The sequence below is a fragment of the Paenibacillus sp. 23TSA30-6 genome (assembly GCF_014858585.1).
Classification (GTDB): domain Bacteria; phylum Bacillota; class Bacilli; order Paenibacillales; family Paenibacillaceae; genus Paenibacillus.
This window is the reverse complement of record NZ_SLTL01000006.1, coordinates 210,405-234,964: the sequence shown is the minus strand read 5'-3', so window position 1 is coordinate 234,964 and position 24,560 is coordinate 210,405. Positions and strand designations below refer to the sequence as shown.

The window sequence follows — 24,560 nt, the reverse complement described above, 5'->3', positions numbered from 1 at the left end:
TAGCCCAGATACCACATTGAGTGAGCTGGAATGGATTACAGTGGAAGAAACAGTGGATGTACTGAAAGTGCATCAAGGCCGTCAGAAGGCTTCTCGTTACTGGAGCGCATACCTGAATGGGTATGAAGAACAGGCCCGTTTGCCACAGGCCAAAATACCAGGTGACCCGGAATATCAGGCAGAGCGTCTGGATTTTGATCTGGGCGCAAGTCTGACGGCCGGAATTGGACAGATTGCCCAACGTGATCAGGTAACGATGAATGCGCTAGTACAAACCGTTTGGGGCATTTTGCTTCAAAAATATAATGGTATGGATGATGCCGTGTTTGGCAGTGTGGTTCTAGAGAGTACTACGGACATACTGAATGCCGAGCCCGAGACCAGTTCGCTCCTGAACCTGGTGCCTATTCGTATTTGCAGCAACGAGGATAGTCTGTTCTCTGATATGGTGAAGCAAAATCAGGAACAATCCAGAGCTTCCCTTTCATATAACATGTATTCGCTGGATGATATTCAAGCGCTGACGGTGCTAAAGCAGGATTTGATTAACCATAGAATTATTTTCGCAAATGCTCCGATGGAGGAACAAGTGGAGCAGCGGGGTGACGGTGGGCAGGCCAGCTTAGACAATGCCGGGATCGAGTCTGCTGAGCCTACCAACTATGACTTTAATCTGGTGGTACGATCTGGGGAAACCATTCAAACGAGCTTTGGCTACAATGCACGGGCATTTGAGCGCGAAAGTATAGAGCAAATTCAAGGGCATTTGGTGCGGTTGCTAGAGCAGGTGGTGGCGAACCCAGATCTCAGGGTGAGTGAGTTGGACATGGTGACCGAATCGGAGCGTGAGCAAATCGTTGGTGTTTGGGGCAAAACATCGGCGGAATATCCACGTGAGCAAACGATTCACGAGTTATTCGAAGCGCAAACAGCACTAACACCAGAGCAGACGGCATTGTTCTTCGAGGGAGAGCAGCTAACCTATCGCGAGCTGAACGAGCGTGCCAATCGTCTGGCTCGTACCTTGCGGAGCCACGGTGTGACGACAGACCGTTTGGTGGGTTTGATGACCGAGCGTTCGGTGGATATGATCGTGGGCATCTTCGGTATATTGAAAGCAGGAGGTGCGTACGTACCTTTAGATCCGACGTATCCAGAGGAACGTATCCGCTACATGCTTGACAATTCCGGGGCGGACATTTTATTGACACAAAGCCGACTAGCGGAAAAAGTGGCCTTCGATGGCAAAGTGCTGATATTGGACGGGGAACAGGCTGAGAGCGCGGCTGCTGCTGTGAATGCTTTTTTCACAGGAACACAGACAGCCGCATCAAGTGAAAAGGTTCAGAATCGGCTTATCTACATGTCTGTGTATCACGAGGATGGTTCAAATCTGGAACCTGTGTCTGGCTCGAACGATCTAGCGTATGTGATTTATACGTCAGGAACCACAGGACAACCGAAAGGAGTTATGGTAGAGCATCGTGGGCTGTGTAACCTGAAAATGTATTTCGATCAGACGCTATGCATCGGCTTGTCAGACCATACGATGCTGTTTGCCAGTTATTCGTTTGATGTAGCTTGCTGGGAAATTTTCCAGGCGTTGTTTTGTGGGGCAACGTTGTATGTACCGACGATGGAGACAATTTTGGACTATAAGGAATTTGAACAGTATATCGCAGAGCACCGAATTACTGTTTTGATGCTGCCGCCGACGTATGCGGTGTATCTGGAACCGGAACGAATGTCGAATCTGCGTATTCTCCTTACAGCGGGATCGGCGGCAACGACGGAGCTGGTGCACAAGTGGAAGGATTCGGTGGTGTATTACAATGCTTATGGCCCAACGGAAGACTCGATCATAACGTCAATCTGGCCCTTGCCCGAAGATCCAAGCGCCGGAAAAGTGATTTCCATTGGACGTCCGGTGCCGAACCACCGGGTATATGTCGTAGATGTACATGGACATTTAGCACCAGTAGGTGTAGCAGGAGAATTGTGCGTTTCGGGAGACGGATTGGCGCGCGGATATCTGCATCGTCCTGAGTTGACGGAGGAGAAATTTATACCGAATCCGTTTACGAACGGGGAAACAGGATATGAACGGATGTACCGGACGGGGGACTTGGCGAGATGGATGCCGGACGGCAACATTGAGCATTTGGGTCGGATCGATCACCAAGTAAAAATTCGGGGCTACCGGATTGAGCTGGGTGAGGTTGAGACGAACATGCTGAAGGTGGAAAAAGTGCAAGAAGTAATCGTGCTGGCTCATGAGGACGAACAGGGGCAACATCAACTTGTCGCATACTATGTGGCGGAACAGGAAGTGAGTGCAGGTGAGCTACGCAGCTTGCTTAGCGAGAAACTCCCGAACTACATGGTGCCTTCGTTCTTCGTACAACTGGAGCAGATGCCACTGACACCGAACGGCAAAATCGACCGTAAAGCGCTGCCTGTACCTGAATTGGCAAGTCATTCGGGTATGGGATACGTTGCTCCAAGAAATGAAGTGGAACAACAATTGGCGCACCTCTGGCAAGCAGTGCTCGGTGTAGAAAAGGTAGGCATCGACGACAACTTCTTTGAACTCGGAGGTCATTCTTTAAAGGCCATTCAGTTCGTCTCCAAAGCACAGGAATCAGGTATTCTGTTGGGCATACATCAAGTGCTGCAACATCAAACCATTCGAATTTTGTCCGATCTGTTATCTGTTGACGAAGTTGACTCAAACCAAGACACAGGAATCACGGATTTCGTGGAAACCGAACAATGGATTAGCGAAACCTTTGGCGTACAGGCTAAGATTGAACCTGTAGCTGCCGATGAGCGGAACTATTTGTTTTTGCAAGTGCATCCATTCCGTGCAGATCAGGTGGATGAGATCGCAGCCACGATCTCGTCCCACGTCCATCCCGACCTACACCCCCATTATATTGTCCCAATGGGTGAGAAGGAGGCAAGCCAAATGCTCAGAACAGGGCACACAGAGATTGAACAAACAGATGAGGAACAAGAAAATAGCCTTCAACGCCAGGCTGAGGAATGGATTCCAAAAATCGCTAAAATGAATGCGCACTGGAATGAACATATACTCAACTCAGAGGCTGTCCATCGTTTTCCGCTGGCACCTGCTCAGCATTACCATCTGCTGTACCCTGCCTTCTCGGGTACAGTGATCCGGCTTGACCACTACGTGGATGTGGAGCGGCTGTCCGCAGCGGTTCAGCAGTTAATTCATCGTCATGAATTACTGAGAAGTGTGCTTGTACAATCGGTTGGAGTCTGGGAATGGGAAGTAAAAGCACCACCGGAGCACATTTCCTTACCCTTTGTGGATCTTTCGGTCTATCCGGTACAGACACAACATCAGCTCCTTTCATCCATCATGTCGAACCTTTATTTTGAACCGCATGAACAGATTCAATCTCTTCAATACAGGATAATGCTGGTTCGCTTGAATTTGCGGGACCATCTGCTGCTACTTCCATGCTCACACATCATTTATGATGGCACGAGCGGCGTAGTTCTGCAAAGCCAACTCCTTGAAGCATACGATCATACACAGCAGGTGGAGACGGCAGAAGGGTTTCATTACCGGGATTATGTGGATCATATCCTTCAAGGCCCTCGGGAAATCAGTGATCAGCAGATTGTGGAGCAATTCAAGCTCCAGTCGTTTGAAGATCATAATAGTCGCATCCATAAACGAACCCGGGAGTGCAACTATGCTAAATCTACCCAATATAGCTGGGAATTGAAGTTACCCGATATTCCAACGCAGAATGGGGCTGCAAGCCTGTGGAATATTACGTTGCGTATGGCGTTCCAGTTTTTTAGCGACTATTTCGAACAGCTAGAAGTCCCAATATGGTTGACGCAGTATGGAAGACGGTATGGGGATCGGAACTTCTTTGGGTCAGTGGGAGAATATATTGATCATATTCCTGTCTTACTCCATAAGGAAGGGATGATATCCTATGAAAACGATATCCAGAGACTATTGGATATCGCCACAAATCGTCACTTGAATTTCTTAAATCTGATCTTTAACAAAGAGATGGAACCTGCTTATCCACAATCCAGCAGCATCCTAAAAAAGGGACTTAAACAGTTGCCTATCGTGTTCAACTACTTGGGTGAAATGCAGGAAGACATAAACATGCTCAGCACTTTGAAGGCTGGGAAGGAACAGGCAAACGGAGGAAAAGCGATTTTCTTTGAGTCTGTATACACAGGAAGTGGTCTTCAAATTTCTCTATTCCTTCCGTATGAGGAAGATCGTGAAGATATCCATCGAATCTTCCAAGCTGTAAATGATAAGATTCTATCCGATCTGACCGTAACCAAGTAAGGAATTGAGATGTATTACTTGACGGGAATTATACGATAGTAATCAAGGAAATAAGTTGAGCCTGTCTGTCATGCGAAAAATGCCAGGTCCTAATCATAGGGCTTGGCATTTTTCATAAGTACGTTCATGAGAGTACAGAAGCATACAGCCTTTATGAAGAAGCCAACAGCCTGGCAGGCCAAAAAATATTTTTTTGCCGAATACACTTGTAATTAGAGCGCTTCCATATTAAAATGAAATCAATCCCACTTGTACGTACAACTAATCATTTTTCATCATAATTATGAGAAATAGATTGGATTGTACGTACATAATAGTTTATCTGTTAACACAGCTACAATTATATTTATTTCCTGACAGGAGGAATTTTTAATTATGAAACCGTTTAAATTTTGGTTTGCTACAGGAAGTCAGCATTTGTATGGACCCGAGACACTTGATCAGGTACAAGAGCATTCTCGTCAAATTGTAGAGGGATTGAACCAAAGTGGTCATTTACCATTTGAAGTGGTATTAAAGCCGGTTCTGACGAATTCTGACGCGATTCGCCGTCTTATTATTGATGCGAACGGGGATGACCTGTGCGCAGGGATTATTACCTGGATGCATACATTTTCTCCAGCGAAAATGTGGATTGCTGGCTTGACGCGTTTGGCAAAGCCTTTGCTGCACCTGCATACTCAATTTAACCGTGATATCCCTTGGGATAGTATTGATATGGACTTTATGAACCTGAACCAATCCGCGCATGGTGACCGTGAATTTGGCTTTATCGGTGCCCGTCTGGGTGTAACTCGCAAAGTCGTCGTAGGCTATTGGGAGGAAGAAGGCGTTCAGAAACGCATCGGCGGTTGGATGTCCACGGCTGCTGCTTATAGCGAAAGCCAAAATCTCAAAGTAGCCCGTTTTGGTGACAATATGCGTGAAGTAGCTGTAACCGACGGCAACAAAGTATCTGCTCAGGCCCAGTTGGGCTGGTCGATCAACGGCTATGGTGTGGGTGATCTGGTTGAGGTCGTTAATAGCGTGTCAGAGGGGGATATCAACTCTCTGTTCGAGGAGTATAACGAACTGTATGAGTTGTCCGCAGAAGCCAAGCAACCGGGTACAGTACGTGATTCCATTTTGGAGCAGGCCCGTATTGAGCTGGGCTTGAAAAAGTTTTTACAGGACGGAGAATTTGGAGCCTTTACGACAACGTTTGAAGACCTGCATGGTCTGAAACAACTGCCTGGTTTGGCGGTTCAGCGATTGATGGCCCAAGGCTACGGATTCGGTGGCGAGGGTGACTGGAAAACGGCAGCGTTGACGCGCCTGATGAAGCTGATGGCGAATAATGTGGATACTTCCTTTATGGAAGATTACACATATCATTTGGAGCCGGGCAATGAGCTGAATTTGGGTTCTCATATGCTGGAGGTCTGTCCGACGATTGCTGTAAACAAACCGCGTATTGATGTTCAACCATTGGGTATTGGCGGCAAAGCCGATCCGGCTCGTCTTATTTTTGAAGGCAAACCGGGTAAGGCGCTCGTAGCATCCATCATTGAGCTGGGAGGACGTTACCGTCTGATCATTAACCAAATCCATGCTGTGGAAAATAAAAAGCAAATGCCGAAGCTGCCTGTAGCCAGCGTGTTGTGGAAACCAGAGCCTTCGCTTGAAGTATCTGCAGAAGCATGGATTCATGCGGGTGGAGCGCATCATACGGTGTTGTCCTATGCTGTAACCACTGAGCAGTTGCTGGATTATGCAGAGCTGACAGGCATAGAAGCCGTCGTTATTGACAACAACACGAACATCCGTCAGTTCCGTCAGGAGCTGCAATGGAATGAACTGTACTGGCGTAATAAATAATGGTTGCAATAAATAACAAGCTTCTTGTTAAAGCAGCTTATTCATAGGATTTATCAGCGAACAGCCGCATGTTATGCGGCTGTTTTGCGTATGTTTTAGCAAGTATAAAACACTTTTTAAAATTAATATTTGACAATGAGAATCATTATCAAATATTATTTGAGTAGTAGGAATGAATGCATTCCATATGCCAAACAAAAGTGAGGGATGAACTTGGGTAAAATCATGATTGCTTATGCCAGTATGACTGGTAATACAGAGGAAATTGCGGAATTGATCGCCGAAGGCGTCCGCCAGGCAGGACATGAGGCGGAGTTGAAGGCTTCGTATGATTGCAGCGCGCAGGAACTGCTCGGTTATGACGGATTCCTGTTGGGTGTATATACATGGGGAGATGGTGAGCTTCCTGATGAATTTTTAGATTTTTACGAGGAACTGGATGAGCTTGATCTATCCGGTAAAAAGACCGCTGTATTTGGCAGCGGAGATACATCCTATACACAATTCTGCGGCGCGGTTGATCTGGTAGAGGAAAAAGTCAAAGAACGCGGCGCAACTGTTATTCAGGAGAGCTTGAAGATCGAATTCAACCCACTGGACGATGAGAAGGAAAATTGCCGGGCTTACGGAAGACAATTTGCACAGGCTGGTATTGGGGTGTCCTGAGAAGAGAGCGAGGGATAGGTATGCGCAATAGCGATAGCTTAAGCGGCTTTCCTCTTCTGCACGACTATCAGCTTGAAGAGATGTGGAGAACTCCGCAGTCTACCCGTCAATCACAGGGAAAACGCGGGCGTGAAGGCTGGAATTGGAGGCAACGGGTTCAATATGCGGTAGGGCATGCGCTAAATGAATACTTCGGAATGGAAGTAGAGGTGCGGCGGGAAATCCCCGTCCAGTACGTGCTGGAGAAATGGTGGCCCAAACAACCAACCGGCTTCGAATCGTTGTTCCATTACTGGGACGTTAAAAATAAAGTGTCAGGCGAGCTGTCTAAAATTTGTGCATTATATAGGGACTTGTCAGTGCCGGTGATGTTGTATGAGCAATTTTGCACGCCGGTCCCTGAGCTTGAGGTCGACATTTCACTTATTGTGCAGGCTGCCTGGCAACTGTCAGCTGGAGCCGATTCCTTGCTGATTCAGAAATACATCGTGGATTATAATCCCAACGTTATTCATACATTTCAACATTTGACGAATGTTTTTTGTTATTATGCATTTGGCGCTCTTCCGCAGCTTATTGAGGTCTACTGTCTGCTGGAAGGCAAAAAAATCCGCTTTATCCCGGGTCCTGCTTCTTTACAGCAATCTCTGGATTACGTTCGGCTATTGCGGGATTCCAGAGAGGATGTACACGCGACAACAGAACGATGTCGTTGCGGAGCCTGCCCGGGGGGACAACGATCACAGGGCAATAGCAACAGGCTGGATAAGAACAAAAAAGAGCAGCAGGAGGCCAAAAACCGTAAAGAACGGTCAGGGGGACCTTTGCTTTTCTCTTAGTTTATTTTTTGAAACCCTTTAAATGTAAGTAATACCTTTTCGTTGAAAGAGCCTTGTTTCCCAAGGCTCTTTTTTATGAAAATTTTTTTGAAAACTGAAAATTTATATTGCCTGAATAGATAAATATAACTATAATACTTCAATGTACGATATTTATATGAAAATATTTAAATATAAAAGGAGACGATGTGTGTGAGCATAGACAAGGATTACCTATGTACATAGATAATGTTCTTTCTTTTTGCATGGTATGCTGCCATGTGCTTATTTTACGTTCTCGGTTTGGTTTGATGGTCTAATATTTCAAAATTAAAATATTAGCGTTGAATAATAAAATTTTTTGGACAACAGGGGTGGAAGAAGTGAGTAAGAAAACCGTACTGCCAATTCTCATCGTACTGCTCGTTCTGAGCGGTGGAGTCATTGGCTACTATTATTGGTATCAGACAACACACTTTGTTAAGAGTGACGATGCGCGCATTCAAGCGGATCAGTATAAGGTAATGCCGCAAATTTCCGGAGAGATTACACACATTGATGTGGAGGAAGGCGATGTCCTTCAGCGTAATGAACCGATTGCCGAGCAGGATGTATCGGGGCTGGATTCCAGCATGATCAGCAAGTCCGTACTGCGTGCGCCGATCAACGGTACCGTCATTAAGATTTATTCGAAGGAGCATGAAATCGGTTCTCCGGGCAGTGCTGTTGCGACCATGGTTGATATGAACAGCCTGTATGTCTCCACGAATATTGAAGAAACCGATATTGACCGTATTAAACCGGGACAGCTTGTTGACATTACGCTTGATGCAGCAGGTGACAAGACGATTCAAGGCAAAGTGCGTAAAGTGGGAGAAGCCTCGAATGCGGTGTTCTCGCTCATTCCTGCGGTAAACACAAGCGGTAACTTTAACAAGGTGACCCAGCGTGTGCCTGTAGAAATTGCTGTTAACAAGCCGAAGGATATGAAGCTCATTCCAGGAACGAACGTGGAAGTTAAAATTCATACACCTTAAAAGGAGGGGTCCATGTGGCTGCCAATGAAACTGCTGCTGCTCCTTCGACAGATTCTTCCAAAGAACGCTGGCTTGCTTTTTTTGCCATCGTTTTAGGCGCCTTTGTCGCCATTCTGAACAACAGTCTGATCAATGTCGCCATTCCTCGATTGACGACGGACTTAGGATCAACGACGACACGTATTCAGTGGGTTATTACAGGTTACACGCTTGCATCTGGTGTAATCGTCCCGATTACCGGATATATGGAGCAGCGCATCGGATACAAAAAGTTTTTAATACTTGCGCTCAGCGTGTTCTCGCTGGGAACGGGAATATGTATTTTTGCATGGAGTGATTCTTCCCTGATCGCAGCACGGGTGCTGGCTGGTCTGGGAGGCGGTGTCATTATGCCGCTGAGTATGACGATTATTTACAAAATCATGCCGCGTGAACAAATCGGTATGTCCCTTGGGATATGGGGGATCGCCGCAATGGCGGCTCCAGCCGTTGGACCTACACTGAGTGGCTATTTAATTGAATGGCTTAATTGGCGTTTCTTGTTTATTGTCAGTGTGCCGGTAGCTTTATTTGCAATTTTAATGGTTATTCTTCTGATCAAGGAGCCGCCTAAAGTAAAACCAAAGCCGTTTGATTTACCTGGTTTTTTGCTGGCCGCAACTTGTGCAGGAACACTCTTGTACGCATTGACAAACGGACAGCATGATGGCTGGACTTCTTTTAAAATTGTATCTCTACTGTTCGTCGCCTTCTGGGCGCTTGTCTTTCTCATTTATGTAGAAAGCGGAAAAGACAATGCTGTAATCGAAATTTCATTATTCAAAAATTCAAAATATACGATTAGTGTCATTGCCTCTAGTTTTGTCATGATGGGGATGTATGGAGGAACTTTTTTGACACCGTTGTTTTTGCAAAATATTCAGCATGTGTCACCAATTGATACCGGAATCATCCTCATTCCACAGGCGATTGCAATGGCGGCTATGATGCCGATTGCGGGGCGGTTATTTGATAAGTTCGGCATTGTACCTCTGGGACTTGTTGGCCTGACACTGACCAGCTTTATGACATACCATTTGCATCAACTTACGCCAGACACACCGCATATTTGGCTGGAAACCGTAATGGCATTCCGAGGTCTTGGAATCGGTATTTGTATGATGCCATTGTCTACCGTTGGTATGAACGCAGTTCATCCGAGCAAGGTAGCGAATGCGTCTACAGCATCCAATCTGGTGCGTACCGTTGCAGCATCTATGGCCATTGCAGTGTTGACAGCGATTATGCAAAGCCGTTCGGCAGCTCATGCCCAACAAATTTCGGAGACTGTTACACCGGACGCGGCTCATGCGCTGCAAGCGACGTTGGGCAGCTCTTGGGTGTCATCTGTAAGTGGTTTAATCACGCTGGATGCCACATCGAGAGGGATTGGGGATACGTTCCTCATTTCATCCATACCGCTGTTTTGCACGATTCCACTGATCTTTTTGTTTATTCAAAGGAAGAAAGCAAAGACACAGCCGGAGGCTTAATCAAAATAACTACAAAATATCGACTGGATGGCTTACATTATTTCCACGGACAGAAAGAAAGGGAATTATCATGAAAATATTGAGAGTAGAAAGTACATTAGCGGCCTTGGTGCTCGGCGGCGCAGTGCTGGCAGGCTGCTCCAGTAATAGCGGAGCGGCGCAGGATATGGTCGTGCCTGTCAAGATTAGCCAAGCGCAGCAGGGTATCATTGGGCAAGGGAACATTTATACAGGAACGGTAACACCTTCGGAGACGGTGAATATTGTGCCAAAAGTGGGTGGTAAAGTAGTTGAACTACCTGTGGATATTGGCTCAGAGGTCAAAAAAGGTCAAGTGCTGTTCAAGCTTGATGACAAGGACATGCGGAATAATGTAGCGAAAGCCCGCGCCGCAGCAGCCGCGGCAGCAGCAGGAGTGAGCTCAGCTCAGGCGTCTCATGAATCGACGATGGTTCAAGCCAACTCAGGCGTAGTACAATCCAAAAGCGGCGTGATTCAGTCCCAAAGCGCAATCAATCAGGCGCAGGGAGCCATTAATCAGGCTACTACAGCCGTAGAACAGGCGACACACGGCGTCTCCTCGGCCGCCAATACAGTGAAGCAAACGCAGCAAGCGCTGGCGGATGCTCAGAAAAATGTAACGCGTACTCAAAGCCTGTTTGATGCGGGTGCGAGTACTCAAGCACAATTGGAACAAGCAAAAACAGCCGTTGTGAACGCTGAAGCGGCATACAACAATGCGCAAAACGCACAGGCTAATGCCCGGGACCAACTGGTAGCTGCTCAGAAGGCGCTCACTACGGCCCGTAACAGCTACGATTCAGCAAAAAACAGCTACAGTAATGCTAACAGCGGCTACAGCAATGCACAAAATCAACTGAAGGTATCTCAAAATACAGCGGTTATCGAGTCCAGCCAACAGTCTCTCAATCAGGCTCAGCTCAATGTGAGCATCGCTCAGGACGCACTCGACGATACAGTGATTACATCACCGATTAACGGTATTGTAGGTACGAAAAATGCAGAAGTAGGCGAAATGGTATCCGCACAGGCGCCTGCGCTGGTCATTGCCAACCTGAGTACAGTTAATACACTGATCTATGTACCGGCTGAGCAAATCAACAATGTAAAAGCAGGCGACAAGGTACAGGTACGTGTAGCAGCTTCCAATATTGTGACAACAGGTACCGTTAAAAATGTAAGCCCGTTGGACGCAAGTGGAAAAGGATATCCTGTGAAAATTTCGGTGGCTAATCCGGACGTGAAACTGAAATCCGGTATGCTGGCTGATATCAGCTTTGTCGCTGCAAATGCGCAAGAAGGTATTGTCGTTCCTACCGCAGCGATTCAAAAGGATCAAGGTAAACAATATGTATACGTTGTAAATGGTGACCATGCGAAACGCAAGGAAGTGAAGACGGTTCAGACGACAGGCTCACAAACACTGGTTACCAGTGGCTTGAGCAACGAAGAGAATGTAATCGTGAATAATCTGGCGTTGCTGTCTGATAACTCACCGATCACCATTAGCCAATAATTCGGCTTCAAAATCTCTTGTATTATATAGTAGAGATTTATTAGGGAGTATAAGCGCAGGGCAGACCGGAGCAGTTTTACCGGGCTGCCTTGTTTAATTTCATCGCTTACATTTTACATAGGATTGATGTCGTCAGGGGTCTATTTTTGACGAACATTGGTATGATAGGATAGACTAAACTGGAAATAGATAGTTTACGAGATAGGGATTTATTACATTTTCAGATCAGTGATCGGAGGTATTACGAGATGGAAGTAAAGCTGGTTGTGGATTATGAAGCTTATGAGAATGGTCAAACGATGGCTAAGTCTATTGAAGAACAGGCAGGTAAGCCAGAGAGCGCGGAAATTACAGATTTGATTATTGGAGACTGGGGCGGAGCCTATGAACAATCACCGGAGGATTTTATTCCGGTACTGGTAAAGCACAAAGATCAATTTCCGAAGCTGCGTAAGCTGTTTATCGGGGATATGGAATATGATGAGTGTGAGGTTTCGTGGATTAACCAGACGAATCTGTCTCCGCTGTTGGAGGCGTTTCCAGCTTTGGAATCCTTTTATGTCAAAGGAAGTCAGGACCTGAGCCTGGAGCCGTTACGGCATAAAAACCTTCAGGAATTGGTTATTATTTGCGGAGGTTTACCTGCGAGTGTCCTTCAGGAAATTCGTAATGCCGAGCTGCCTGAGCTGCGCAAGCTGGAGTTGTATTTGGGCGTGGATCAATACGGTTTTGACGGTGGTATGAAGGATGTATTACCGTTTCTGAATGACAATCTTTTTCCAAAGCTGACCTATTTGGGGCTGAAGGATAGTGAAATACAGGATGAAATCGCGATTGCTGCGGCAAACGCACCTGTGATTGGACAACTGGAGGTACTGGATCTGTCTCAAGGCACGTTGTCCGATAAAGGGGCTGAGACACTGCTCGCTAGTGAAAGTATCAAAGGGCTAAAGCATCTGGATTTGAGCTATCATTATATGTCGGATGAAATGGTAAAACGTTGGAAAAACTCCGGACTGTCTGTGAATGTAGAAGATCAGCAGCAAGCGGACGAGGAAGATGATTGGCGTTATCCATCGTTGACCGAGTAATCCATAAAAAGGACTCTTTACGATCAAGCTTATTCAAAAATTAAAGTGAGGCGTCTTTATGGTTGGGATATCAGACAGCAATATCAGCGAGCCGTTTATTTTGTTTGGCAATCCGGGGAATCGGCGGACCACAGGATTACAGGAGGCGCGAAGCAGATTGAAGCTGCCGCCCGCTGTTGAGATTTCCTATAAAAATGTGCTGGAAGCCATCCGGGAGAAGCAAAGTCTGGGGGAGTTGTTGGCCCGAATAGCTGCACAGGCTGCGCCAGACAGCGTAAATGCTAGTGTTTATGTGCAAGAGAGCATTCGCCAGTTACAGACGGGAAGGGCGGACATTAGTCCGCTGCTTCGTCTGGATGCACCCGGTGAAAGCTTTGAGGTAGAGCGTGAATTGATCGCTTTGGGCGCCTCGGATGCAGAAGGAGACGATTCTTTGTTTCTGTGTGCAGAATCAGCACATGGCACAAGTATATCTTCGGCAGAAGCGCGAGCCCTGCTGGAGCAGCACGGTCGTATTTGGCACCCGGCACAATGGTTCCGGGGCTATTGCCGTCTGTTGGCGTGGCTGCGGTATGAAGCGGCCCTGCTATGGCCCTCCTTGCGCTGGATGAATGACCCGGCGGAAGTGGCTGTGATGTTCGACAAACGGCATTGCAGCATCTTATTGGACAAGGCGGGTATAAGGGTACCACCTGTGCTTGTATCATCAGAGGGTACCTTTCGTGATGTTGCTGATCTGCACGCGGCGATGAAGGAGAGCGGGATTCACCGCCTGTTTGTGAAAATATTTTGCGGGTCTGGTGCTTCCGGTGTAATGGCCTATCAGGTGCATCCGCGGACACGGGCAGAGCTGGCAGTAACCACCATTGGAACGGAAATCGTACACGGTCAGCGTGTGTATTACAATGCGGGACGCTTGCGCCGTTATACGGACAAGCAGGATATTCATGCTATCCTGGGCTGGCTATGCTCGGAAGGGGTGCATGTGGAACGCTGGATACCTAAAGCGAGTCTGAACGGACGTGTTTACGATGTACGCCAGCTTGTTTGCGAATCAGAGGCTTGTCATGCCGTTTTACGTTTAAGCCGAAGCCCAATTACGAATCTGCATTTGCGCAATGAACGGCTGTTGCTGGAGGACGCCGGGTTGCTGCAGGATACGGTAGAATCGGTTCGGCAAATTGCGGAAGCCGCGATGAGCGCTTTTCCGGCCTCTATGGTTGCCGGGCTGGATGTGCTGGTTCCTGCACATGGTGGTCGTCCCTACGTGCTGGATGTAAATCCGTTCGGCGATCTGTTATACCGGGTGAAACATCAGGGGTGGAATCCATATGAATGGGAAATGCTGCATCTCGCCAATGGGACTGCAACTTTGGAAAGGAAAGGCTTATTATGACCGATATGAACCAGATTGTCGGTTCTCATGATATTGTCATGATTACGCTTGACACGCTGCGTTACGATGTAGCCAAGCTGGAGGAAGAAAACTGTCCGAACCTGTGTGGCTCCGGGCCGTGGGAAAAACGCCATACGCCGGGCAGCTTTACCTATGCTGCACATCATGCGTTTTTTGGCGGATTCTTGCCTACACCGGCTAATACGGATAAGGCATCTCACATACGGCTGTTTCATACTAAAGATACGGGACTGCGTACGCATCCGCATACGTGGCTGTTTGATGCACCGGATATTGTATCCGGGCTGGCGGGTGAGGGCTACCGGACTATTTGCATCGGCGGTGTTATTTTTTTTACGAAAAAAAACAAGCTTGCCAAGGTGCTGCCGGGGTATTTTCAGGAAAGCTACTGGCGTATGACCTTCGGCGTTACGAATCACCGTTCAACCGAGCATCAGGTAAATCATGCCCTAAAGCTGCTGGAGAAGGCAGACCCGGCGCAGCGGCTGTTTTTGTTCCTGAATGTGTCAGCTATTCATGGCCCTAATCACTATTTTCTGGAGGGCTCAGCCAAGGATTCGGTGGAGTCCCAACGCGCAGCCTTGCGTTATGTGGATGGGCAGCTTGGACGTTTGTTCGACGCATTACGAGAACGGGGAAAGACGTTTTGCATGGCCTTTTCCGATCATGGTACGGCTTATGGGGAAGACGGCTACGAAGGGCATCGTCTGGCGCATGAGGTAGTATGGAATGTACCTTATCGCGAATTTGTATTGTAGGGAAAAAGAAATGATAGACTGCACTGGTAAAATGTAAAGAATCAATCCAGCGCGAGGAGGGAGCAGAAATGAAAGCCATGAATCTGAATCACTCGCTTCTAACGGGAGCAGGAGCCAATCCCCCTGCGGGGCTGGACACAGGCTCAACATCTAGGTCTCTATGGCCTGAGAATCCTGTTGAATGGGCACGCACGATCCGTGAAGCTCCCTACCGCTCCTATTTGTACTCTTACCCGCATAAAACGGCCTATCGGCCTTTTGATACACCGCTCTCCTTGCAAGAGTTGTGGGAGAAGGAGGAGCTGGAGAGCTATTTTTTGTATATGCATATTCCGTTTTGCGCGGCTCGTTGCGGGTTTTGTAATCTGTTCACTTTGCCGGACAAACGGCTGGATGTGCATAAGGAGTATGTGGATGCGCTTGAAAGACAAGCTAGGCAATGGGCACCAATTATGGGCGGTCGGCCTTTTTCACGCTTTGCGATCGGCGGCGGCACGCCAACCTTGCTGGAGGCTCCTTTGGTTGAACGATTGTTTGATATTGCTGAGAATATAATGGGCTTAGACCCGGAACATGCTTCCATTTCGGTGGAAACGTCACCGGATACGGTAACCGAAGATCGGCTGGAGGTGCTCAAGCGCCGCCAAACGGACCGTGTCAGCATGGGAATCCAGAGCTTTGTGGAGTCGGAGAGTGCGGCCATATACCGCCCTCAGAAGCCCAAGCTGGTACGCGAAGCGCTTGCGCGGCTGGTAGAGTACGATTTTCCGCTGTTGAACGTGGATTTGATCTATGGTCTCCCCGGTCAAACGGCAGAAACCTGGCTGTATTCTCTGGAAGAGGCGTTATCATACGAACCGGGTGAAATTTTTATTTATCCATTATACATTCGGGAAAATACGATTTTAAAGCCGGGCTATACCGGGCTGGAGCATGATATTCGTCTGAGCTTGTACGAAGTAGCACGTGAAAGACTCCAACAGGCGGGATATGTGCAGTACTCCATGCGTCGTTTTGCCAAAAATGAGGATGCACCCGGCAAGGAGTTGCTGCCATATAGCTGTCAGGAGGAAGGCATGGCCGGTCTGGGCTGCGGTGCGCGTTCTTATACGCGTAATGTCCATTATGCCAGTCGATACGGTGTTAGTGCAGTGGCAACGCGTGGCATTATTGCTGATTATGTCGCCGCCGAGCGTCATGATCTGGCTGACTACGGCTTTATTTTAAATGTGGAGGAGAGCAAGCGGCGCTTTATTCTTAAGGCGCTTCTCCATCGGGAAGGTCTGGAGCTAGCTGCTTATGCGGCGCGCTTCGATGCGTCTCTGGCGGACGATTTTGCAGGAATGTCCTTGCTATTGCAATCTGGTATGGCGATGGTTGTGGATGGCACACTGCGACTGACCGAGGAAGGAATGGCTTATTCCGATGCGATTGGCGATTGGATGATCTCCACGGCAGTACGGGAGCGGATGGAAGGCTACGTAGGCGCATGAGAGCAACCCTATATTATCGTGGCTCGTTGACTTCCTGTAACTATGCTTGCCCTTACTGCCCGTTCAGCAAAAACGTGGATAGTCGTGAAACATTGGACAAGGATCGGGCGCAACTGGAGCGTTTTGCCGATTGGGTACGGGAGCAGGGAACTTTGGGACATCGACTATCCGTATTCTTTAATCCGTATGGAGAAGCTCTCATTCATTCCTGGTACCGCAAGACCATGATTGAGTTTTCCCATATGGCGCATGTGGATAAAGTGGCTGTACAGACGAATCTGTCCACTAAGCTGGATTGGGCCAGGGAACTGAATCCGAAGACGGCTGCGCTGTGGGCGACGTATCATCCGGGAGAGACGAAGGAGCAGGCTTTTATATCTCAAGGAATGAAGTTATATGAACTTGGTATTTCCTATAGTGTCGGCACCGTGGGACTGAGACAGGCTTTTCCCGCTATCCATTCCTTGAGATCACAGCTTCCGAAGGATGTTTATTTGTGGGTTAACGCCTATAAAGATCGACCCCATTATTATACCGAAGCCGAGATTGATGAATTAACGGCTATAGATCCCTATTTCCAATGGAATTTGCATGATTATAGTAGTCAGGGACGGGCGTGTCGCGCTGGAGAGGATGTATTTTACGTACAGGGTGATGGGCGTGTAAAACATTGCTATCAGGATCGGCGAGTGCTGGGTCACTTGTACAGAGATGGCCTTGAAGGACTAAGTGCTAAGCGTCCGTGCCGGATGAAGGAATGCGGCTGTTATATCGGGTACATTCATATGGAGGAGCAGCCATTTCGGGAAATGTACGGCAGTGGTCTGCTCGAAAGGGCGCCCCAGGTTCCGGTATTCTCAGTTCCACACATTTAGCTATGTCCTATAGAACGCAAGAAAAAGAACCGACCCTTGCATCAAGCGAAGGTCGGTTCTTCCGTTTCACTGCATATTCTGTTAGATGTCCCTATGCGTTATTCCATCAAGTCTGGACAATGGCAGTGATTTCTTCGTCCAGATCCAGTCTGACTTGCTCGCGATAGGCACGGATATTGTACTCGGAATGCAGGTATCTCAGGATAGCCTCGATCATGTTGGCTTCCACCAGATACTGGCTGCGACCCTGTACATGGACTTCTGCCGAGTATCCAGTATCCTCTTCCCAGCTTAATTCTACTGTCACATCAGTGGGCTGGACGCCTTTGCGTTCAGCCATATGCAGACAGATGGCGTTGATAATTTCATCCATACTTAAAATCATAGCTTAGTAACGTCCTCCACGGGAATCATCAGGTCTGCGACGATTTTTAATGGCACGGTAGATACCTACTCCAACCATGATCAGGACGTATATAGCGAGAACGTTGACCGCAAGGCCAAGCAAGCTTCCCAGTGCGCCCATGTTGCCGAACAATCCGCCGAATAGCATACCTGCCAAACCACCCAGCATCATGCCTTTCAGGAATCCGCCGCCACCGCCAAGGAATCCACCCGTTCTGCTTGTATTACCCGCAGTTGCACTGGATTTGGTGCCGCTATCGGACTTATTGACACCGTTGCTGTTTGTGGCCTTGCTCGGTGTAGATTGGTACGTTTTTTGCCCGGATTTAAATCCGCCGCCTCGCCTCGCGTCGGCTGTAGATGGTGCGACCATAACAATCAGCAGGGTAAAAGCCATCATCAGCATCATCATATTTTTCAAAGTAAATGTTTTTTTCATGTAAATATAATCCCCCTTGGTATGTTGGTTTGATATAGGTCAAACAGCCGCTTACCAGTAATACGAAACGGATAGAAAAGGGTTTCAAAAAATTTAAAACATTCAAATTTTATTGATATATAAAGCCTATGCATGATTGGACTAAAGCATTCAGTCTTATGGTTTAAGTGAAAATGGATTAGTGTCCGCTCTTACATCTCCGGCAAGCAACATACGCAGTACCATTTGGCACCACTCCAGACCCGCTTTGGCATTCATAAGCCCTTTTTGCACGAGAATGTAATCGCCGAAGTTTTTGCTGCCAAAATGCAGATCCTCGTCGGGAATGTCGTTCAGAATATCCTCAAGGTGCCTTATTCGCTGAATAAAATGACGTTTGCGTTCCTCCAGCATACGGTTGGCACTGCTTTTGTCCGTCAGCCAGAGACAGAACAGCCGCAGAGTTAATTCGTCCCGTGTGACCGGAGCGGCCAGTGATTCCTGGGACCATTGCTGAAGCATATGAATTCCCTTGTCTGTAATGGTATACATTTTTTTATCAGGTTTGTCGGACTGCTGAATCCAGCGGGAAGCAAGCAATTCCTTGCTTTCCATACGCGCTAGCAGTGGATAGATCTGACTGTGCTTAGCCTGCCAAAAAGGCTGGATACGCAGCATCAGATCATAGCCGGAGGATTCTTCTCTGGCGAGAAGGCCCAACAGACCATACGATAGTAAATTCATAGATTTTATCTCCTTCATCCATCTTAATAACGGTTATAACGGCTCTACGGCAGGTGTTCTGCCGCTTCATGAAAAGTGTACACTGAAACTGTATGGTTTGACAACTTTCAGATAGGCCGTTCACAGGTTAGCCAAAATTAACTCCGATCACCATACACTCATATGTGCTTATTTTCATAAAAAAGAGGGTATCTTTAGGTCGTAGAATACGGCCTAAAGATACCCTCTTAAATGTTAATTATAGGATTTTTACTGCTTATTTCCATCAACAACCAGCGTTAACTCCCCGGTGTCCGGATGGATGACCATACCGTGAACAGGCGCATTAGGCGGGAGCAAGGGGTGGTTTTTAATAAGCTTTACGGTACTTCTAACCCCTTCCTCGATGTTATCAAAACCTTTCAGCCATTTGTTTAGTTTAATCCCTGAATTTTCCAGAGTGCTTAGTACCTCTTGTGAAATCCCACGCTCCAGCATTTCATTGACCATGTGGTCGGCATTCAGCGCGGCCATACCGCATTCGTAATGGCCTATGACGAGCACTTCATCCGCTCCCAGCTCATATAGGGCAACGAGCACACTACGCATAACGCTTCCAAAAGGCTGGGAGATAATCGCACCCGCATTTTTAATAATTTTGACATCACCATTGCGCAGGTTCATGGCTTTGGGTAGCAGTTCGGTTAGACGCGTATCCATACAGGTAATAATGACCATTCTCTTATTAGGGAACTTGCCTGTACGATAGGCTTCGTATTCTTTGTTTTCCACGAAAACGCGGTTGTATTCCAAAATCTCTTTGATGTGATCCACGATTGTTCCCTCCGTATACTGTTTAATGTTGAACCATTTTTTTTTTGCAGACCAGCATGGAAGAAGCCTAATTCCGATCCACACGGACCGGCAATCAGGCTTTACTCCTTGGAAAATATGTACAATCCGACGGATTCCAAAGCCTCCAGGAGCTGGTCGTACAAGTTGTGTGTTGATTATACTTTTTAATATAAGTATCATCAAGTATAAGAAGTATAAAGTTTTATCCATTTTTAGATAAAGAGGTGACCTCAATTATGGTGCAACAGACGTTGAATCAATTGTTGGCTTTAAAAGAATTAGCACACAAAATCAGAAGTTATGGTGAAGCCGTAGGCTTATTACATTGGGATTTACGGACAGGTGCTCCGCGCAAGGGCATTGACATTCGTTCGGAAACATTGGGGATGCTGTCTACTGAAATGTTCAAGCTGGTTATTTCGGATGAAATGGGGCAATTGCTGCAATTTTTTGCCGCAGAAGACAAACTGGAGCAACTGGAGGACAATGATCGCAGACTGGTGGAGGAATGCCGCAAAAATTATGAGCTGAACCGTTCGGTTCCGGCTGACCGTTATCGGGAATACAGCGTACTCGCTGCTCAGGCGGAGAGCAAGTGGGAGGATGCCAAGGAACATAGCGATTTTGCCGGATTCGAGCCTTATTTGTCTAAAATCGTAGAGATGAAGCGTGAGTTTATCGGTTATTGGGGTGTTAAGGACACGGAATACGATACGCTTTTGGATCAATATGAGCCCGGGATGACGGTTGAAAAGCTGGATGCTGTGTTTGATCGTCTCAAAAAGCGCCTTGTGCCACTATTGTCTAAAATTCAGGCATCACCCAACCAGCCGGATTCGAGCTTTCTGGACGGTGTGTTTGATGTGAAGCAGCAAGAGAAGTTCGGCCTGTTCATTCTGAGACAAATGGGCTATGACTTCGACGCAGGTCGTTTGGATGAGAGCGTGCACCCTTTTGCAACAGGATTAAATCCGGGTGATGTGCGCATAACAACACATTATTTGCAAGATGATGTGACTAGCGCAATTTTCAGCTCATTGCATGAAGGTGGTCATGCGCTGTATGAGCAAAATATTGCGCCTGAGCTGGCAGGATCGCTGCTTTCCGAAGGAACCTCCATGGGGATTCATGAATCCCAGTCTCGCTTGTGGGAAAATATGATTGGACGCAGCAGTGCTTTTTGGGATCGGTATTATGCTGACCTGCAAAAGCATTTTCCAGACCGTCTGGCGAAGGTTACAGCAGAGCAATTCTACCTGGCCGTTAACCGTGTGGAAAATTCACTGATTCGTATTGAAGCGGATGAGTTGACATATAACTTACATATCATTATCCGCTATGAAATTGAAAAAATGCTGTTTAACGAAAAACTGGATGTGAAGCGCCTTCCAGAAGTATGGAATGCAAAATATAAGGAATATCTGGGACTTCTCCCGTCGGATGACGGGCATGGCGTTTTACAGGATGTTCACTGGTCCGGTGGTGATTTTGGTTATTTTGCCTCTTACTCGCTTGGCAATATGTATGCAGCACAAATTTTGGCGACACTGCGCAAGGAGCTTCCAAATCTGGATGAGCTGATTGCTGCGGGAGAGCTGGAGCCGATCAAGCAATGGCTGACCGAACGGATCTACCGTTATGGCAAGAGCCGGACGCCGTCCGAGCTGATTGTAGCCATTACAGGTGAGGATCTGAACCCGGATTATCTGGCTGATTATCTGGAAGAAAAATACACCTCCATTTACAAGCTATAACATCATCATTTGTGCATCTACCCCGCGTTCATGGGCGAACGTGGGGTTTTTGTATGAGATTAACGATTACATCGACAGCCGCATAACAATATATGAAGTCTATAATGCAAAAAGGTGGGGAGGGAACAGGGATGAACATCGGCGCTCGTTTCAAAGCTGTGGCGGCTGCGGCACTGCTCGGATTGCTGCTGCTCGGCGGGTGCGCACCCAAAGAGGGGCAGACGATTGAGATCAGACTGGGCGAAGTAGCCCGAACGGTCTTTTATGCGCCACAGTATGTAGCCTTGAGCCAGGGGATGTTTGCTCAGGAGGGACTGGATGTCCAACTGGCGACGATTCCCGGTGGCGACAAGACGATGACGGCGTTGTTGTCCAATCAGGCGGATATCGCGCTTATTGGTGCGGAAACATCTATTTATGTGTACCAGCAAGGGGCAGAGGACCCCATCATTAATTTTGCCCAACTGACGCAGACGGACGGAACCTTTCTGTTTGCCCGGCAAACGCAGGGTAGCTTTGACTGGGAAGAGCTGAAAGGACAAAATTTTCTTGGACAAAGAAAGGGCGGAATGCCACAAATGTCGTTGGAATTTGCGCTGCGCAAACACGGCATTGATCCACACAAGGATTTGAAGCTGATTCAAAATATTGATTTTGCCAATGTTGCCTCTGCTTTCGGTTCCGGTACGGGGGATTATGTGCAGTTATTCGAGCCCCAGGCATCTATTTTCGAAAAAGAAGGTCGGGGACGGGTAGTGGCCTCCATTGGTGTGGAGAGCGGCGAGCTACCCTATACCGTATATATGGCGAAACAAAGCTATCTAAACGAAAATGGTGAGGCCACGCAAAAATTTACAAAGGCTGTATACCGGGCACAACAGTGGATTGCTACGCATTCACCGGAGCAAATTGCCGAAGCCATTACGCCCTATTTTAAGGATACAGATCTGGCGGTTCTGACCAGTAGTGTCAAGCGTTACAAGGAACAAGGCACCTATGCTGTGAACCCAATAATTGAGGAAAAAGAATGGAAAAATTTACAGGATGTCATGGCTTCGGCGGGTGAATTGAAAAGTCCGGTTGCGCTGGATCAACTGGTGAATCGGAGCTTTGCAGAGAAGGCGATTGCAACAGACTCATCGGGGAACGCTGACCAGCCTGCAAAAGCGGGAACAAGTGGAGTCACAGATACAGGCGTAGATGCCGGAGGCTCGCCATGATCGAAGAACGGAGTAGTCTCACTTTGGCTGCAACGGTCCCGGTTGTGGAGCTGAAGCAAGTGACGCATGTGTATGTAACGGACCGTGAGGCGTCGCTGGCGGTTGAGAATATAGACTTTGCGGTAGGGTCAGGGGAGTTTATCAGTCTGGTTGGCCCGAGCGGCTGCGGAAAGACGACAATCCTGTCCATGATCGCCGGTCTATTGCGCCCGGCGGCGGGTCAGGTGCTGCTGCAAGGCCGACCTGTAAGCGGTCCGAGTACGGAGGTCGGCTACATGTTGCAGCAGGATTATCTGTTTCCGTGGCGTACGATCATGGATAATGCGCTGCTGGGTCTGGAACTGGGCAACCGGGTAGATGAGGACTCGCGTGAACGGACCCGACTGCTGCTGGAAGGCATGGGGCTGGGAGGAAAGGAGCATCTGCATCCGTCCCAGTTATCCGGGGGGATGCGCCAACGTGTGGCACTGGTACGGACACTTGCGACCAATCCAGGGCTGCTGCTGCTCGATGAGCCGTTCTCCGCGCTGGATTATCAGACCAAGCTCCAACTGGAAGATCTGATTGCCGAAACCTTGCGTGAGCGGGGGAAGACGGCTATTTTGGTCACACATGATTTGGCCGAGGCGATTGCGGTCAGCGACCGGATAATTGTGTTGGGCCGAAATCCGGGCCACATCCGGCGTACCTTTGAAATTCCGGATTCGATCCGGGAAGTTCAGCCTTTTTATGCGCGCGAGCAGCCGGGCTTTAATGAGCTTTTTCATGAAATATGGGGTGAACTGGAGGTTTCGGGAGCAAAGGAGTGAATCAAGGATGAAGGACGAATCGGACCGGCTTGGACAGCACTGGATTCAAGGGCTGTATCAGGAGTATCGACGCAGAAGGCGTTCGGAGCGGCGGTTGGTAACGGGTGTACAGACAGCTATTTTAGTGTTTTTATTCGTGTTGTGGGAAATTGCGGGTCGGATGAAATGGATTGATGTACTGCTGTTTAGCTATCCAAGCAAAATATTTTCCCAAATTGGCAAGGATGCGGTCAGCGGCGAGCTGTGGGGGCATGTCGGTGTCACGGTTGGAGAGACGTTAGCGGGTTTTTTACTTGGGACGCTGCTGGGAACACTGCTGGCTGTGCTGATCTGGTGGTCACCGTTTTTGTCGAAGGTGCTGGACCCCTATATGGTCGTGTTCAACAGTATGCCCAAGGTGGCGCTGGGCCCGATTTTTATCGTCATGTTTGGGGCGGGATTTACCGCTATTCTAATGACGACCCTCTCAATTACGGTCATTATTACGACGTTAGTCGTGTATAACAGCTTTCAGGAAGTCGATTCGAATTTGATCAAGGTGGTTCGCACATTTGGTGGATCGCGGCGCGATACGTTTAGCAAGGTGATTCTGCCTGCATCCTTTCCGGCTATCGTCTCTACACTGAAGGTGAATGTCGGCATGGCCTGGGTTGGCGTGATCGTCGGTGAATTCCTGGTGGCTAAAAACGGGTTGGGCTATTTGATCATCTACGGCTTCCAGGTATTTAATTTTACCCTGGTGATGTCCAGTCTGCTTATCATTGCCGTTGTAGCAACACTGATGTATCAGGCGGTCGTGTATGTCGAGCGTCTGTTGCTGTCTGATCGTCCCCAGCGATAAGAATCATACTTCTATACATTTGTGTAAAACGTGAAAATAAAGTACCATGAAAATGAAAATGATTCAAAATTTACGAAAACAGATTTCATCCAGAGAGGAC

20 protein-coding genes are annotated in these 24,560 nt (G+C 47.9%); 16 read left to right on the top strand and 4 right to left on the bottom strand.

Annotation, left to right across the window (positions count from 1 at the left end):
- From E0698_RS07915 to E0698_RS07860, 12 genes are all read left to right on the top strand, one after another.
- Window positions 1–4,354 (top strand): non-ribosomal peptide synthetase (locus E0698_RS07915; protein ID WP_192511183.1); only part of this gene is annotated, 4,354 nt, incomplete at its 5' end.
- Window positions 4,355–4,729: 375 nt separating this feature from the next.
- A complete protein-coding gene (gene araA, locus E0698_RS07910) occupies window positions 4,730–6,211 on the top strand; it encodes an L-arabinose isomerase (RefSeq protein WP_192511182.1) in 1,482 nt (493 codons plus the stop codon).
- Window positions 6,212–6,418: 207 nt separating this feature from the next.
- A complete protein-coding gene (locus E0698_RS07905) occupies window positions 6,419–6,877 on the top strand; it encodes a flavodoxin (protein WP_043922447.1) in 459 nt (152 codons plus the stop codon).
- A gap of 20 nt (window positions 6,878–6,897) precedes the next feature.
- Window positions 6,898–7,716 (top strand): hypothetical protein, encoded by an 819-nt coding sequence (locus E0698_RS07900; protein ID WP_192511181.1) that lies wholly within the window; start codon window positions 6,898–6,900, stop codon window positions 7,714–7,716.
- 362 nt (window positions 7,717–8,078) lie between these two features.
- Window positions 8,079–8,732 (top strand): HlyD family secretion protein, encoded by a 654-nt coding sequence (locus tag E0698_RS07895; protein ID WP_149094978.1) that lies wholly within the window; start codon window positions 8,079–8,081, stop codon window positions 8,730–8,732.
- A 14-nt stretch (window positions 8,733–8,746) separates the two neighbouring features.
- A complete protein-coding gene (locus E0698_RS07890; protein ID WP_134914716.1) occupies window positions 8,747–10,264 on the top strand; it encodes a DHA2 family efflux MFS transporter permease subunit in 1,518 nt (505 codons plus the stop codon).
- Between the two features lie 70 nt (window positions 10,265–10,334).
- Complete coding sequence (locus E0698_RS07885; protein WP_192511180.1) at window positions 10,335–11,801, top strand: efflux RND transporter periplasmic adaptor subunit; 1,467 nt, start codon at window positions 10,335–10,337, stop codon at window positions 11,799–11,801.
- A gap of 248 nt (window positions 11,802–12,049) precedes the next feature.
- Window positions 12,050–12,892, top strand: coding sequence for an STM4015 family protein (locus tag E0698_RS07880; RefSeq protein ID WP_134914718.1), 843 nt, complete (start codon window positions 12,050–12,052; stop codon window positions 12,890–12,892).
- Between the two features lie 58 nt (window positions 12,893–12,950).
- On the top strand, window positions 12,951–14,288 hold the full coding sequence (locus E0698_RS07875) for an STM4014 family protein (RefSeq protein ID WP_192511179.1): 1,338 nt from the start codon (window positions 12,951–12,953) through the stop codon (window positions 14,286–14,288).
- A complete protein-coding gene (locus E0698_RS07870) occupies window positions 14,285–15,067 on the top strand; it encodes an STM4013/SEN3800 family hydrolase (protein WP_134914720.1) in 783 nt (260 codons plus the stop codon). The genes E0698_RS07875 and E0698_RS07870 overlap by 4 nt, the downstream gene beginning before the upstream one ends.
- Before the next feature lie 68 nt (window positions 15,068–15,135).
- Entirely contained in the window at window positions 15,136–16,560 is a 1,425-nt protein-coding gene (locus tag E0698_RS07865; protein ID WP_192511178.1) for an STM4012 family radical SAM protein, read from the top strand.
- Window positions 16,557–17,435 carry an STM4011 family radical SAM protein gene (locus E0698_RS07860; protein WP_192511177.1) on the top strand — a complete coding sequence of 293 codons (879 nt, stop codon included), beginning with the start codon at window positions 16,557–16,559 and terminating at the stop codon, window positions 17,433–17,435. Before E0698_RS07865 ends, E0698_RS07860 begins: the two co-directional genes overlap by 4 nt.
- Before the next feature lie 106 nt (window positions 17,436–17,541).
- On the opposite strand, the gene E0698_RS07855 is transcribed toward E0698_RS07860, so the two are convergent.
- The 4 genes from E0698_RS07855 to E0698_RS07840 form a co-directional block, all read right to left on the bottom strand.
- Complete coding sequence (locus E0698_RS07855) at window positions 17,542–17,820, bottom strand: YxcD family protein (protein WP_192511176.1); 279 nt, start codon at window positions 17,818–17,820, stop codon at window positions 17,542–17,544.
- A gap of 3 nt (window positions 17,821–17,823) precedes the next feature.
- On the bottom strand, window positions 17,824–18,279 hold the full coding sequence (locus E0698_RS07850; protein WP_044647776.1) for a hypothetical protein: 456 nt from the start codon (window positions 18,277–18,279) through the stop codon (window positions 17,824–17,826).
- A 156-nt stretch (window positions 18,280–18,435) separates the two neighbouring features.
- Complete coding sequence (locus E0698_RS07845; protein ID WP_192511175.1) at window positions 18,436–19,002, bottom strand: PadR family transcriptional regulator; 567 nt, start codon at window positions 19,000–19,002, stop codon at window positions 18,436–18,438.
- Between the two features lie 249 nt (window positions 19,003–19,251).
- On the bottom strand, window positions 19,252–19,815 hold the full coding sequence (locus E0698_RS07840; RefSeq protein ID WP_149094971.1) for a beta-class carbonic anhydrase: 564 nt from the start codon (window positions 19,813–19,815) through the stop codon (window positions 19,252–19,254).
- 257 nt (window positions 19,816–20,072) lie between these two features.
- Here E0698_RS07840 and E0698_RS07835 point away from each other — a divergent pair, with 257 nt between their 5' ends.
- The 4 genes from E0698_RS07835 to E0698_RS07820 all read left to right on the top strand — a co-directional run bounded on the left by E0698_RS07835 (window position 20,073) and on the right by E0698_RS07820 (window position 24,460).
- The gene (locus tag E0698_RS07835) at window positions 20,073–21,590 is read left to right on the top strand and encodes a carboxypeptidase M32 (RefSeq protein WP_192511174.1); all 1,518 of its coding nucleotides are present in this window, start codon (window positions 20,073–20,075) and stop codon (window positions 21,588–21,590) included.
- 131 nt (window positions 21,591–21,721) lie between these two features.
- Window positions 21,722–22,810 carry an ABC transporter substrate-binding protein gene (locus tag E0698_RS07830; RefSeq protein WP_192511173.1) on the top strand — a complete coding sequence of 363 codons (1,089 nt, stop codon included), beginning with the start codon at window positions 21,722–21,724 and terminating at the stop codon, window positions 22,808–22,810.
- Window positions 22,807–23,619, top strand: a complete 813-nt coding sequence (locus tag E0698_RS07825; RefSeq protein ID WP_192511172.1) for an ABC transporter ATP-binding protein — start codon at window positions 22,807–22,809, stop codon at window positions 23,617–23,619. The genes E0698_RS07830 and E0698_RS07825 overlap by 4 nt, the downstream gene beginning before the upstream one ends.
- A gap of 7 nt (window positions 23,620–23,626) precedes the next feature.
- The gene (locus E0698_RS07820) at window positions 23,627–24,460 is read left to right on the top strand and encodes an ABC transporter permease (protein ID WP_192511171.1); all 834 of its coding nucleotides are present in this window, start codon (window positions 23,627–23,629) and stop codon (window positions 24,458–24,460) included.
- Window positions 24,461–24,560: the final 100 nt, after the last annotated feature.